Annotated in this window: 15 protein-coding genes and 4 tRNA genes; all 19 read left to right on the forward strand. The window is 59.2% G+C overall.

What is annotated here, in order from left to right; genetic code table 11:
- The first annotated feature begins 145 nt into the window (after window positions 1–145).
- The 19 genes from choX to L861_RS24620 all read left to right on the forward strand — a co-directional run bounded on the left by choX (window position 146) and on the right by L861_RS24620 (window position 13075).
- Complete coding sequence (gene choX / locus L861_RS20345) at window positions 146–1105, forward strand: choline ABC transporter substrate-binding protein (protein ID WP_016418544.1); 960 nt, start codon at window positions 146–148, stop codon at window positions 1103–1105.
- A 95-nt stretch (window positions 1106–1200) separates the two neighbouring features.
- Window positions 1201–1277: transfer RNA gene (locus tag L861_RS20350), tRNA-Met, on the forward strand.
- A gap of 158 nt (window positions 1278–1435) precedes the next feature.
- Window positions 1436–1511: transfer RNA gene (locus L861_RS20355), tRNA-Asn, on the forward strand.
- A gap of 41 nt (window positions 1512–1552) precedes the next feature.
- A tRNA-Asn gene (locus L861_RS20360) sits at window positions 1553–1628 on the forward strand.
- Between the two features lie 34 nt (window positions 1629–1662).
- A tRNA-Asn gene (locus L861_RS20365) sits at window positions 1663–1738 on the forward strand.
- 130 nt (window positions 1739–1868) lie between these two features.
- Window positions 1869–2735 (forward strand): ParA family protein, encoded by an 867-nt coding sequence (locus L861_RS20370; protein WP_016418545.1) that lies wholly within the window; start codon window positions 1869–1871, stop codon window positions 2733–2735.
- The gene (dnaB, locus tag L861_RS20375) at window positions 2722–4146 is read left to right on the forward strand and encodes a replicative DNA helicase (protein ID WP_016418546.1); all 1425 of its coding nucleotides are present in this window, start codon (window positions 2722–2724) and stop codon (window positions 4144–4146) included. Before L861_RS20370 ends, dnaB begins: the two co-directional genes overlap by 14 nt.
- Window positions 4143–4580 carry a hypothetical protein gene (locus L861_RS20380; RefSeq protein ID WP_016418547.1) on the forward strand — a complete coding sequence of 146 codons (438 nt, stop codon included), beginning with the start codon at window positions 4143–4145 and terminating at the stop codon, window positions 4578–4580. The genes dnaB and L861_RS20380 overlap by 4 nt, the downstream gene beginning before the upstream one ends.
- Window positions 4577–4915 carry a hypothetical protein gene (locus L861_RS20385; protein WP_016418548.1) on the forward strand — a complete coding sequence of 113 codons (339 nt, stop codon included), beginning with the start codon at window positions 4577–4579 and terminating at the stop codon, window positions 4913–4915. Before L861_RS20380 ends, L861_RS20385 begins: the two co-directional genes overlap by 4 nt.
- Complete coding sequence (locus L861_RS20390) at window positions 4912–5349, forward strand: hypothetical protein (protein WP_016418549.1); 438 nt, start codon at window positions 4912–4914, stop codon at window positions 5347–5349. Before L861_RS20385 ends, L861_RS20390 begins: the two co-directional genes overlap by 4 nt.
- 186 nt (window positions 5350–5535) lie before the next feature.
- Window positions 5536–5793 carry a hypothetical protein gene (locus tag L861_RS20395; RefSeq protein WP_027947860.1) on the forward strand — a complete coding sequence of 86 codons (258 nt, stop codon included), beginning with the start codon at window positions 5536–5538 and terminating at the stop codon, window positions 5791–5793.
- A 3-nt stretch (window positions 5794–5796) separates the two neighbouring features.
- Window positions 5797–6318: a hypothetical protein gene (locus L861_RS20400; protein ID WP_016418551.1), complete on the forward strand. Its 522-nt coding sequence runs from the start codon at window positions 5797–5799 to the stop codon at window positions 6316–6318.
- Window positions 6315–8210 (forward strand): ParB family protein, encoded by a 1896-nt coding sequence (locus L861_RS23810; RefSeq protein WP_016418552.1) that lies wholly within the window; start codon window positions 6315–6317, stop codon window positions 8208–8210. The genes L861_RS20400 and L861_RS23810 overlap by 4 nt, the downstream gene beginning before the upstream one ends.
- Window positions 8207–8806, forward strand: coding sequence for a DUF2857 domain-containing protein (locus tag L861_RS20410; protein WP_016418553.1), 600 nt, complete (start codon window positions 8207–8209; stop codon window positions 8804–8806). The genes L861_RS23810 and L861_RS20410 overlap by 4 nt, the downstream gene beginning before the upstream one ends.
- Complete coding sequence (locus tag L861_RS20415) at window positions 8803–10173, forward strand: STY4528 family pathogenicity island replication protein (RefSeq protein ID WP_144063085.1); 1371 nt, start codon at window positions 8803–8805, stop codon at window positions 10171–10173. Before L861_RS20410 ends, L861_RS20415 begins: the two co-directional genes overlap by 4 nt.
- Before the next feature lie 107 nt (window positions 10174–10280).
- Window positions 10281–11054, forward strand: coding sequence for a PFL_4669 family integrating conjugative element protein (locus tag L861_RS20420; RefSeq protein ID WP_016418555.1), 774 nt, complete (start codon window positions 10281–10283; stop codon window positions 11052–11054).
- A 149-nt stretch (window positions 11055–11203) separates the two neighbouring features.
- Window positions 11204–11722 carry a DUF3158 family protein gene (locus L861_RS20425; protein ID WP_144063086.1) on the forward strand — a complete coding sequence of 173 codons (519 nt, stop codon included), beginning with the start codon at window positions 11204–11206 and terminating at the stop codon, window positions 11720–11722.
- Between the two features lie 220 nt (window positions 11723–11942).
- Window positions 11943–12431, forward strand: coding sequence for a single-stranded DNA-binding protein (locus tag L861_RS20430; RefSeq protein ID WP_016418557.1), 489 nt, complete (start codon window positions 11943–11945; stop codon window positions 12429–12431).
- A 74-nt stretch (window positions 12432–12505) separates the two neighbouring features.
- Window positions 12506–13075 (forward strand): hypothetical protein, encoded by a 570-nt coding sequence (locus L861_RS24620; protein WP_144063087.1) that lies wholly within the window; start codon window positions 12506–12508, stop codon window positions 13073–13075.
- Window positions 13076–13128 lie beyond the last annotated feature (53 nt).

A 13128-nucleotide genomic window follows, 5' to 3' on the forward strand; every position in this document is an offset into this window, starting at 1 on the left:
TCTTTTTTATTGAACGTTCAATCAATAAAAAAGATCGTGTCGTGATATGGTATGTCAGATTCGCTATGAATCGAGCTTAACAAGGAGGGGGATACCGAGTGTAATGACTTGTCCCAAGGAATAGGAAGGCTGGAGAAAGGAAGCGATGAGCAAGACATTGAAGAATTCCCTGCCGATGCTAGGGGTGGCCGCATTGGTTCTGAGCGCGGCTCCACTGATGGCAAAAGAACCTGAGAGCTGTCAGTCGGTGCGTTTTGCGGAAGTGGGCTGGACCGATGTCGCGACGACCACGGCACTCACCCGTGAGGTGCTCGAGGGTCTTGGCTATGACACCTGGACCAACACGGCATCGGTTCCCCTTGTCTACTCAGGACTGCGCAACGGCGACTTCGATATCTTCCTGGGTAACAGGATGCCTACGATGGCGTCGATCAGTGATCCTTATGTCGATCAAGGGGATGTCGACCGAGTCGCTGCCAACCTGCATGGTGCCAAGTATACGCTAGCGGTGCCGCAGTACGTTCATGAGGCAGGGGTGACCTCGGTGACTGACTTGGCCGAGCACGCCGAGCACTTTGGGCAACGCCTGTACGGCATCGAGGCTGGCAGTGACGGCAACCTGATCATCCAGGACATAATCGATGACGAAGCTTTTGGTTTGGAAGAATGGCACCTGATTGATTCCAGTGAGGCCGGTATGCTGGCTGAGTTGCGCTCCAAGGTGCAAAGTGAGGAATGGATGGTGTTCCTTGGCTGGGAGCCGCATCCGATGAACGTCAATTTCGACATCGCCTACCTGGAGGGGGCCGATGATTATTTCGGTCCCGATCGGGGGCGAGAGACCGTTTATACCAATACGCGAGCCGGTTATGTCGAGGAATGTGCCAATGTCGGAACGCTGCTCAAGAACCTGGAGTTCACATTGGAGATGGAGAACCGGCTGATGAGTGCGATTCTGGATGAGGGCAAGGAACCACGCGATGCTGCCCGCGCTTATCTGCGGAAGCATCCCGATGTACTGAAGCAATGGCTCGATGGTGTATCCGCCCGCGAGGGCGGAAACGGTCTAAAGGCTGTCAGAAGTGCACTGGATATCGAGGGTTGAGGTGCCGCTGCAGGCTTGCCAAGCAGCGGGCCCGCAGGCATAATGCGCACCCGTTGTCGGCCTTCCCCGGTATTCGGTGAATCCCGCCCGCAACTGGCTACGTAGCTCAGTTGGTTAGAGCACATCACTCATAATGATGGGGTCCCCTGTTCGAGTCAGGGCGTAGCCACCACGGCGAATCCTGAAACGCCCGTTCGATAAAAAATCGAGCGGGCGTTTCGCTTCATGGCCCACGGAACCACTGTGGCAAGGGATTTGTCTCCTGAAATCGTAGCATCGACTTGACCTTCACGAAGTGATCCGTATACTACGTCGCGTGTTCCGGGTCGTTCCCCGATAGCTCAGTTGGTAGAGCAAATGACTGTTAATCATTGGGTCGCAGGTTCGAGTCCTGCTCGGGGAGCCAACATTCACGGAACACAGGTAGGTAGCTGATTTGCAAGAGATTCCTCGATAGCTCAGTCGGTAGAGCAAGTGACTGTTAATCACTGGGTCGCAGGTTCGAGTCCTGCTCGAGGAGCCATCCTACCCCCTGCCTTTCCGCGTCTGCCGGTCGTTCCTCGATAGCTCAGTTGGTAGAGCAAGTGACTGTTAATCACTGGGTCACAGGTTCGAGTCCTGTTCGAGGAGCCAGTTCCGACCAGGCAATCGCCACTCGGTCTGTCCTCTACCCGCCCAATGTCCTTTCGGGATTGATGACCGCGTAAGAGTTGATAACGGCTGTGCACTCGTCTCCCCCTCAACGGAGCCGAGGAGCTTAGCGATGAGAATCATCTCTGTTATCTCCAGCAAGGGCGGTGTCGGCAAGACCACGGTCACCGCCAACATGGGCGGTCTACTCGCCGATGCAGGGCTGCGAGTCCTGATCGCCGATCTGGATATCCAGCCCACACTCTCCAGCTATTTCCCTCTCAGATTCGAGGCACCCGGCGGGATCTATGAGCTGATCGCCCTTGGCGATACCGCCGCCGATCATGTGGTGTCGCAAACTGCCTATCCCCACCTCGACATCATCATTTCCAACGACCATGGCGGGCAGCTGCCCCAGTTGCTGCTCAACGCGCCTGATGGGCGATTCCGACTGGCCCACCTGCTCGGGGCGTTTCGTGATGACTACGACGTTGTCCTGATCGATACCCAGGGGGCCCGTTCCATAACGCTGGAGATGGCTGTCCTGGCCTCGGATCAGGCGTTGTCTCCCATTACCCCCGAACTGCTCTCGGCGCGGGAATTCGTTCGTGGCACCGTCGGGTTGCTGCGCGATCTGGAGACACTCAGCCGGTTCACCCATCTCAGCGTTCCGCCCGTCTCCGTGCTGATCAACCGCCTGGACGAAACGGTCGATGCACGCAATATCCACCATACCCTGGCCGAGATGTTCACCGCAGGTGATCAGGGCGTCCGAATTCTGAAAAGCACGATTCGCGCCGGCGTGGCCTTTCGTCAGGCAGCCTCGGCGGGCGTGCCGGTTCACCAGTACGAGACGCGCAAACCGGCCGGTCGTAGGGCTCCCGCGGCGGCGGATCAAATCAAGGCGGTCACCTGCGAACTCAACCCCGACTGGGAGCCGCTGATCGAAGGTATGGCACCCAAAGCCGTGATGGCGGGAGGCAGCTATGAGTGTCATTGAGCCTCTGCCGTCTCGCCAGGATGCAGTGCCTGAAACGGGCATCGTGCCACCTCATAGCCTCGAGGCTGAGATTTCACTGCTGGCCGGCATCATGCTGGACGCCCAGCTGTGGGACGACGTCGCCGATAGCGTGGCCAGCTGCCATTTCTATCGGCCTGGCCATCAGGCGATTTTTGCAGCGATCGCCTCTCTGGCCGAGGAGAGCCAGCCCATCGACCTGGTGACCGTCAGTGAACGCCTGGAATGCCAGGGCCAGTTGGAGCAGGTCGGCGGGTTGTCTGCATTGACCGAACTGGTTCGCCAATCTCCGGGAACAGGTAACGTTCCGGTCTATGCCCGCATCGTGCGGGACCGCTATGAGCTACGGCAACTGATCCATACCTGTTTCGACCTGACCCGGCAGGCGTTTGGTGAGCGGGGCAAATCAGCACGTGAGTTGATCGAGGACGCCGAGCATCGTCTGTTCGCGCTCACGGAGGATCAAGGCTCGGAACTCTCTTCGGTCAAGGACATGTTGTCCCGGGCCGTCGACGCCATCGATACCGCCTTCAACGCCAAGGGCGGGATCACCGGGACACCGAGCGGCTATGTCGATCTTGATCGACTGACCGCGGGCTGGCAGCCAGGAGACCTGATCGTGGTAGCCGGTCGCCCCGCCATGGGCAAGACCACCTTCGGGCTCAACCTGGTCGAGAATGCCTTGATGGCTGCGACAACGGTCACGGCGACGGCGCCGGCTTTCGTGTTCAGTGTCGAGATGCCGGAAGAGCAGTTGATGCTGCGTTTGATCGCCAGTCTTGGCCGGGTATCGCTCCAGAAACTGCGCACGGGGATGTTGGACGACGAGGACTGGCCGAAGGTCACGGCCGCGGTCAGTCGGCTCACAGAGCTGGAGGGACGCCTGTATATCGATGACCGGTCCGGCGTGACGGCGTCATCGCTCAAGGTTCGAGCTCGTCGGATGGTTCGCCGCTATGGGCGTCCCTCCCTGATTCTTATCGACTACCTCCAGCTTCTGCACGAGCCCGGAGCGGAAAATCGCACCCTGGAAGTGGCCACGGTGAGCCGGATCCTCAAGGAGACGGCCAAGGAACTTCATGCCCCCGTGATTGCGCTCTCCCAGCTCAATCGCTCGCTGGAGAACCGACCCAACAAGCGTCCCTGCTTGGCCGACCTGCGTGACAGCGGGGCCATCGAACAGGATGCCGATGTCATCGCGTTTCTTTACCGCGATGAGGTGTACCACCCCGATAACCCCGACAACCACGGGCTGGCCGAAGTGCTCCTGAGTAAGCAGCGTAACGGCCCCATCGGCACGGTACACCTGGCGTTTCTCGACACTTGCTCACGCTTCGAAGCGCTTGAATGGAAACGGTCGGAAACCGGCAATCAGGGAGGTCAAGTGGCATGAAACTCTACGAATCCATGACGCTGCTCCAGGGGGGGCCGGATGAGGCATGTATCCGTCATGTCGCCACCAACGCTGGTCCACGCCCGGTGTATGCCTTTGGCGATCTGATGATCGAGGTTGCCGAAGGACGGCACCAGGGGCGGAAGGTGGAGGCATTTGCCTTCCTGGTGAGAGGGGAAGCCGTTCGCGTGACCGAGCGACGCACGGGTTACCAGCTCGTGGACATTCCCATCGTGCATGTCAACGGCGACTTCAGCCAACTGGATGACCGGCGTTTCGCCCAGGTTTGCGAGGCCATGCTCCGCGGCAGCCTGGAGGCCGCCTTCATGCGGTTCCGTGACGCCGATGATCCACAGCTGGATCAGCTTTTCGCGCGACTGGATGCCGTGCCTGAACTCACCATCCCGCCCATGGCGGAAGGGGGTGGGGAATGAAGGCTATCCAGGCGGTGCTGTTTGCCGAGCCGATTGCCGATCTGGTCTGGGATCGAATTCTGCTGCTGAGATCCCTGGGCCTCGACGGCAGGTTCATAACCGTCAATTCCTTCGAATCGCCGATGGCGGCCCGCTACGAAGCCGGTGACGCCAACGGTACCGAATCCCCCGGTGAGTACGGCATGGAACCGCCCGCCGGCTACGAGCTGATTTTCAGTGGCCCGAGCGAGGACGGGGAGTCGGTCTGGGCATTGTATGCAAGGCCGCTCACGCCACTCGGGGAATATTTCATGCGTGAACTGGACGAGGCCCGCGTCCGGGAGGCGATGCCATGAATGACTACCTATTACACACGAGCGTCACCGACGCCAGGGCAAGCCTGGAATGCCAGCTCGGTCAACACCCCATGGCCGCGGCACGAACATCGTTGACCTTGCTGTCCCGGCTGCAGGACCAGCCTGGGCAGATCGCCCGCCGCAGGATGCTTGCCGGCGTACTCAGGAAAGCCGCCATCGAAGTGGCGGAGCAGCCCGCCTCTTCGAAGGACCTGCCCATGGGGGTGTTGAGGCAGGCCAATGTGGCCGTGGCCAGGCACATTTACGAGCACTGGCAACTGACGGCGCCAGCCGAGGCAGCAAACTCCGCGCTCATCGGACTGGAAGCCATCCAGGGAAACCCACGAGAGGCGTCGCGTCGCCGGATGCTGCTCACTGTCATCCGCCAGGTGGCTTCGTCGTTGAGCCGTGATCAAGGGAGGGCGGTGGCATGAACTGGCTACATGACCTCGCGAAGTCCGAACGCCCATCACGCGAGCGACGCGAAATCCGGCAACCAGAGCAAGCATGGCGCAGGCGCCATGGGCAACGTCGGTGGTTGTTTTGCCGGTGCCTGGGGCGGCGGGGTCCTTCTCACGATTCCAATCAGCGGGACGAGCTGCGGCTCAAGGGGGGGCGTCATGCCTAATCTCATTCCAGTCGCGGCCAGAGGTAGCCGTGGGATGCAACGCGTGATCGAGTTTGCTGTGGCGCATGGATGGCAGGTAAGCCGGACATCCGGTGGCCACCTGCGGCTCTACAAGCCAGGTTGCGGTGTCATTTTCGCGCCATTCACCGCGAGTGACAGGCGAGCCCAGCGGAACGCCCTGGCTCGACTGCGCCGGGCACAGCGTCAGGCCAAAGCCACCAAGGCGCGCCAGATCACAGGGAGGGACTGACGAATGGCTAGCTTGCGCTCCAATGCCCTGAATACGTTACCCGGTCACTGCGTGTGCCGAAGACGGGATCTGACCAGCCTGACCCCTGACCGTGGCCTGTGCTATTTCGTCTCGCCACTCGCGCACTGCCTCACGCGTTATCGCCGTTGGCAGACCTCTCATCCTGACGTGCCGACCCGCGATCAACAGGCAATGCTCGCCCTGCTCGAGGATAGCTGCCTGCTGTGCCGTGTCGTGGTCAGGCCACCGATCGATATCCGCAGCCGGCTGCGTTGGCAGCAACTGGAGATGGCAGACCTCTCGGATATCCAGTTATTCACGATCGTGCTCGACAACCTCTTCACCATTCGAGATCAGGTCGCCGTCTGGAACCGTCGGCTCGACCACGCCGACCTGTCATCGTTGCTGGCCGACTTGAGGTGTCTCACCTGGCGGATCGAGGTCTTGCTCGATCCGGCAAGAGGTATGCGGGACATCGTCAGGATGGCGAGTGAGGCAGGGGCGAGGGAGGATCAGCCGTCATGAGCAGACTTCTGGCGAAAGATGAGTTGACGAAAAAGCTGCTGCAGCCGGGCCCCAGGCTCAATACCCCTCGGGTGGACAGTTTAAGTGCGCCCAACGAGGAGATGGGCATGTCGGTGACGCTGGACAGGATCCGGCCGTATGACCGTAATCCCCGGACCCAACGCAACCCGAAATATGACGAGATCAAGGAGAGCATCCGGCAGGTGGGGCTGAAGCACCCACCAGTGATCAGCCAGCGCCCTGGGGATGACAAGTACATCATCTGTGACGGGGGCAATACCCGGTTGCAGATCCTCCAGGAGCTCTATGAGGAGACCGGTGACCGTCGTTATTTCGAGTTCTGGTGCATCTTCCGGCCCTGGGTATCAGAAGCCCGCGTCCTGGCCGGGCATCTGGCGGAGAACGACACCCGTGGCAATCTGATGTGGGTCGAACGGGCCGTGAAGGTGCTGGAGGCCAGGTCGATATACGAGGAGGAGATTGGCGAGGAACTCAGCAATAGCGAACTGACCCGTCGTCTTGCTGCTGATGGGTATGTGATCGATCGCAGCCTGATCAGTCGGATGGCGTATACGGTCGAGCATTTCCTGCCGACGATTCCTCAGACGCTGTACAGCGGGATGGGCAAGGACCAGGTGGCTAAACTCATTTCCTATCGTGAGGCCTGCCGCCTGATCTGGGAGCGCTGCGACCAGGAAGTGATGCCAGAGGACTTTGCCGAGGCATGGCACGAAACCCTCGCCTGGCACGACGATGAAGGCCAGACCGTACTGGCCTGGAATATCGTTATCGATCGGTTGTGCGGGATGCTGGTCGACCGTACGGGCGTTCACTACAACATCATCGAGCTGGTGCTCGACAACATCGTGACTTTTCGCAAGCGGCGATGGGATCTGGAAGAGCACGAGGCGTTTCTCCCGCTGGATGATGAACTGACCCTGAAGCGCGATCCCGATGCCTTGCCCCCCACGCTTTACCCACCGCTACCGGAGGAGGAACACCGCAGCAACCCTCGAACGCCCGATAACGACGGTCCAGGTGTTTCATCGGTGCAGTCGAACCGGGCAACGGGTGAGCAGTGTCACGATACATCGGAGATCGAGGCAGACACTTCCATGCCGGAGAGGGAGTCCAGTCAGCAGCAGAACAACGAGCTGACCCGACTTCGCAAGCAGGTGGCACAACTACAGGAAGAAGAATCCCAACGTGCCGATTCGTCAAATGATGCCTCGACCGACATGTTGCTGATGCCCCCGCCGATGGCAGACGAGGAGCCTGCTACCGAGGCTGAACCGACCGATATGCCGGCGGGGGCATCCCTCGATGAGCGGCAGGCGCGTCTTCAGGGACAGGTGCTGTCGGAGTGGCAGGAAAGCCCCGGTAAGCGGGGATATCGGCACTATCTGGCAGAACAACTGGGGGTCGCCACCATCGACTTCGAACGGGCGGCTCCCCTGTCGATTCCCCTGATGTCCGGTGACACGACGCCTCCGATTACCGATATCTGGTTCATTGAGGGGACCCATGACTCCATCCGGGCCCTGCGCATTCAGGTGCGGGAATTCGCCCAGGCTATCGCCCGCTGGGGGGGATTTGGGGGTAGCGAGATCGTGGTCCCTGTCGAGGAAGGTATCGGCTTCGATTTGATCCCTCTTGAGGATTCGCCGGATCGTCGGTCGCTGCTGGCCTGGCAGGCACTGGCGAGCCTGCGCGGAGAATTGAATCCGGAGTATCCCACCGATGCCTCGCTATGGGGGGAACTACTCGGCACCCATGGCGACGATGCCGACTGCACGTGGAATGACGCCATCCTGGTGCGCTACTTCCGCTTGATCCGGTTAATCCGCCGGCTCCGCGCCCACTTGCATGACAATACGGGGGACGAGGCATGACGACGATCAACCAGCATCTCAATCACGCACTGCTGACCCAGGTCATGGCCCTGTTGCGGGAAGGCAACATGCGCAAGGCCCTGGCCCTGGGATTCAGTGAAGACGAATTGCGCACGCTGCGGCGTATGCGGGCCAGCGAGATCGAGTCACTGGCTTGTACGGGGCGGGTTTTTGCACGCTTCTCGGTCGATCATCAGGCACTCAAGGGTATCCTATCGCGGCTCGACGAAGACCAGGATCGGGAATCGTTGATCGACCGCTGTCTGCGCTTGGGAGCCAGCGTCAGCATGATGGGCACATTCTTCGGCCTGACGACGAATGACTGTGCCTCGCGACGGCAGCTCCTGGGAATCGAGCCGCGCCAAGGGCGCCTCGCCATGCCATCGGAAGGGCAGGAACATGATGCCTGGGAGCGCTGGCAGCATATTGCGCCGGATCCCCGGGATGCCGAGGACGTGCAGGGCATGATAACGCTGGCGAGTGAGACCGGCTTGCCGCTGGCCGTGATCTGGCACCTGGTCAAGCAGTGGGCAGAACCGGACCAGCCGCGTACGACAGTGCCAGCGGAAGAGTGCGTCCATGAAGGAGTGACATGATGGCGGTCGCAGAACGTTCCGGAACACGGGACTGGCAAACATTGATCGGGCGTGCCGCCTCCGCCATTACCCGACGACGAGGCGAGGCGTCGAACTCCGAGAACAAGACGCCGAGAGACAAGCAGGAACTGGATGGCCTGCTGTTCTTCGGCAACCCCCACGAGACGGTTCCCCGTGCACTCTTGCTCGATCCCCGGCTCGGTCATGTCGACAAGCTTGGCTGGCAAATGATGCGGCTGCTGGTCAATCCGGATCGCACCACCTGCTTTCCGACCTATGACGAGTTGCAGCCGTTGCTGCGCGGGGCGCCTGGTGAACAGGCCTCACGTGCCACAGTGGCACGGGTGATCGCGGTCCTGCGCCTGACACGTTGGCTGAGCCTGGGGCATCGGGCTCGGGACAAGCACAACGGCCGGGTCATCGGCAATGTCTATATCCTGCACGACGAACCCTTGTTGCCATCCGAGGCCGAGATCTTCGATGCCGAGTACCTGGAGTTCGTTTGCCAGTGTCTCGAGCACCGCAATCGTGTCGTCAATGCGGTCGCTCACTCGGTATTCGAGGAGATCCAGCAATCGGGGGCGCTGCATTCGCTACCGGATCGATTGCAGATCATGTCGCAACGGGCAAGACGCCATGAACTGATGCGTGACTCCTCCACCCATGCCAAGTCGCGTAAACGGCATCAGGCGCCTTCCACCTCGCCCGGATCCTCAGCGAAGTCCAGCCAGTTCTCAGTGAAAACTCAGTCGATTATCAATGACTTGGCAGCCAGTTCTCGACGAGAACTCAGGGAGTGTCCACCGAGAACTGCCCTGAGTTCTCAGCAAGAACTCAGCCCGGAATCAACCAGTTACCCCTCAGTTTTCCCTGAGAACTCTGTTAGTACGGTACGTACTACACACAATGTGTGTAACAACCGTACCGTGCGCGCACGCGAGGGAGGAAACACACCGGATCAGAATCTGGTTTGGCCCGGCTCGCTGGGACTTGATGCTGCCGACCGCCAGGCCCTGTCTTTGCTGCTTCTGGATCTACCGAGTGAGTTGCGCCAGCCCGTGCTCGATGAAGCGTCCGGGCGAATCGAAGCTGGTGAGGTGAGACATCCCAAGGGCTTTTTGAGGACACTGATCAAGCGGGCCGTGCAGGGAGAGTTCGTTGCCACCGGGCATGCCCAACAGCAAGCAGTCAAACGAGGAGAAACCCGTCTGCGTAGCCATGCCACTTCTCCTCGTAATGAGGTGGCTGCAACCCATGCCCGTTCAGCTGACTCACCGAGTATGGAGACTGCCTGCCCGAGAGTGACGCCCCGGGAAGCCGCCGAGGCACGAGAGGCGTGCTTAAGGAAAGTGGGCCTCAGACGGTAAGAAACCCTAAAGGATCCTATTAAGGTTTTGGGTATTCAGTGACCCGTCGCCACAAGACAGTGCTTCCAATCGACATTGACCTCTCAGGCAAGAAGGATTGGAGCACTATGGCAACAGCAGGCCGGTTGGGCGCACTACGAAGCAAGATCGAGCTGACGCTGCACACGCATCACGCGGTACGCCTTTGGCATGGCCGTGGTGTGGAATCCGGGTTACCACAAATCATCGGAATGCGTCAGTTCCTGTTGCTGGCTGGCAAGATCAAGCAGAATGCCGCCAAGGACGATCCCTATGCCGACTATTGGTTGCTGAAGCTGGATGATCGCCTGAAACATGCACGTATCCAGCTGGACCAGCGACTGAACCAATCACATACCTTGCTGGAAAAACTGCCCGCCGAACTCGAAGTGGAAGAGAACCTGAACCAGCAGCCCATGAGAATCCCGGTCTTTACCGGGGGACAGCACGGCTGGTTGGCGCTCCGCTTGCTTATCGATTTCGATCGTTTCGTTAGAGAGGTCATGCTCGCCCACCATGTTGCCCTGATCGGGCGTCGCCAGACAGACGATCTTATCCGCACAGGCGGGCATGTATTGCGCAGCCTGTGTGCCAGTCCTCAGAAATACCCTGGATTCAGCGGTGCCACTCGCGATGACTTCGCCGCCAACAATGCCAAGGCGAGAGAGGCCATCGAGAAATATGGTGAGCTTCCCCAGGATGTGCTGAAAGGGATAAGACGCAGTGACTTTGCCCCAGCATTGTTCAAGTCAGGGCCTGAGCCGTCTCCGGCATCTTCAGCAACGCCGTCGGGGTGGGAGGCGACATCCAATGGTGACGCTAGTGATGCCGACAACTCTGAAGAAGACGCCGGAGGAAGTTGAGCTGGGAGACTGTGACAGTGTCACAGTCTCCGAATGCCGGTGCAGGGGTGTGACGGCGTCACAGTCTCCGAATGCCGGTGCAGGGGTGTGGGGCAGCCATGAGGACCCACGGGGGTAGGTGATGCGAGAGCGGGAGCGAGACGATCGCCATGGTAGCCACTCGAAAACGTGATAGGCGTTCTGCACTCGATGTGTACGGCTTCGCACCAGAAGGGTACGCAAAGGGCCTTTTACCTTTTAAGGGTAAGGGGGAGTTGCTGCGATTCCGAGATGAACTGGAACTGGTCCAGTTGAAACTGCGGCAGCAGGCGATCGACCTTGCCAATGCTTACAACCAGGAGCTCTTGAAGAATACGGGTATCGTGCTAAGGCCACATTGGCGAAAGAATGAAATAGCCTGCTCCCTTCGCTGGCGCGACCGGCATCAGCACCGAATGGGGCTTCGTTTGTGGGAGGCAACAGTGGCACAGGCGGGGCCGGGGATGCGAGAAGCACTGGTCGACATGGAGGTCGAGCGATGCCTCTTCAATGGTGCTGTTTCTGTGGTAAGCCGGCAATTATGGCGGGTACGACGTGTATTGGCCGACATTGAACATGCCGAATCTTACCTACTGGCCAACAGTCGGGATAAGAACACAGGAAATATTGGAGAAAGCGATACACGTTAATGGGTGATAAATATCGGGACTTCTCGTGCACGGTGTTGGTATGGATATATATCGTACTAACGATTTGATATTGGCTGAATAACCATTGATCGCGATATCAAAGCGCCAATGATAAACCTTCCACGCCCCTTTTAATGTTTCCTGATGCTTTCTCCCTTCTCCTCGGCGAGAGTCGCACGGACCTAATGGTTCTTGTAGCCAGTTTCTCGGGAGGAACGCCATGAGTACGCGATTTTCAGGGGTAGGCAATATCGGGAGCGATCCCGAGGTTAAGGTATTTTCCGGTGAAGAAAACCAGCCACCGGTGGCTCTGCTGCGTTTCAACGTGCGCTTTGATAATCCCGTTCCAAGCAATGGAGAACTGGTCGATCGTGGTGGTTTCTGGGCCAATGTCGTGCGCTGGCATCCCGATGTGGAGACGGCCGAGAAATGGATCCGTCTGTATCAGCGAGGTATGCGGGTCATGGTGGATGGCCGGATGGAATATCGAGAATGGGAGAAGGATGGAGAGCCGCGTGATGCCTTCCAGGTAAGAGCCAGCCATATCGGGATCCTGCCGCATCGCCTGGTCAAGGTTGAGATGGAGGAGCGATCCCCCGCTTCGGGACAGCAAACGTTGGGAGAGCTGCCGCAGGAGGATGATGAGATACCGGAATCCTCAACCGACCAGGCCGCCGATCACTCCTTCGATGAAGAGAGTTCCCCATAGGTCGATGCCGGGAAGGTGCCATTGGCACCACCCCGGCTTTGAGGCTGCTCAAGTGATTGGCAGAAAGGGGGAACATGCGAACTACCACACAATGGCTTGTGCTGACGGTGGTTACGCTCCTCGTAGGGTGTACTACCGACGACCATCTCTATTCACAAGGACGATGTCTTACCTGCGTCAACAATCCTTTGACCGGGGAGCCACTGAACTACGAGTCCGAGGAAAGAGCGAGGTCGGCAAATGGGGAGCGGCGTTCAGACCAGGCAGTCGTTATCGAAGACTCGAGCATACGGGGGAGTATCGACCTGTCTTCCCATCTCGATGTGGATACGGTCTATGCACGATTGAAGTCCGAGTTCGGCTTTCGTTCACGTGCCGACTTCAGCCCGAATGATACCGCCGACAAGCTGGCCATGATGGATGCGGCCTGGCATCACGAGGCAACGCCGGGTGCCTATTACCGGTTATCCGACTATGTCACGCAAATGATGGCCGGCAGGGCTGTGAGAATCGTGCTGCGTGCGGAGATCCGGAAGGAAGGTCAGGGCACCGGTATCACACTGGCCTATGCACCGGCTGACAGTCTCTATGACGGTGAGGCGATGGGAGCAGCTCTGAAAGCGAGAGCTGAGCATCAGTTGTAAGGATGGTAGTCTCTAATATATGGCAGTGGGACCTGGATGATGTATAACTCGGA

The organism is Litchfieldella anticariensis FP35 = DSM 16096 (assembly GCF_000409775.1).
GTDB classification, from domain to species: domain Bacteria; phylum Pseudomonadota; class Gammaproteobacteria; order Pseudomonadales; family Halomonadaceae; genus Litchfieldella; species Litchfieldella anticariensis.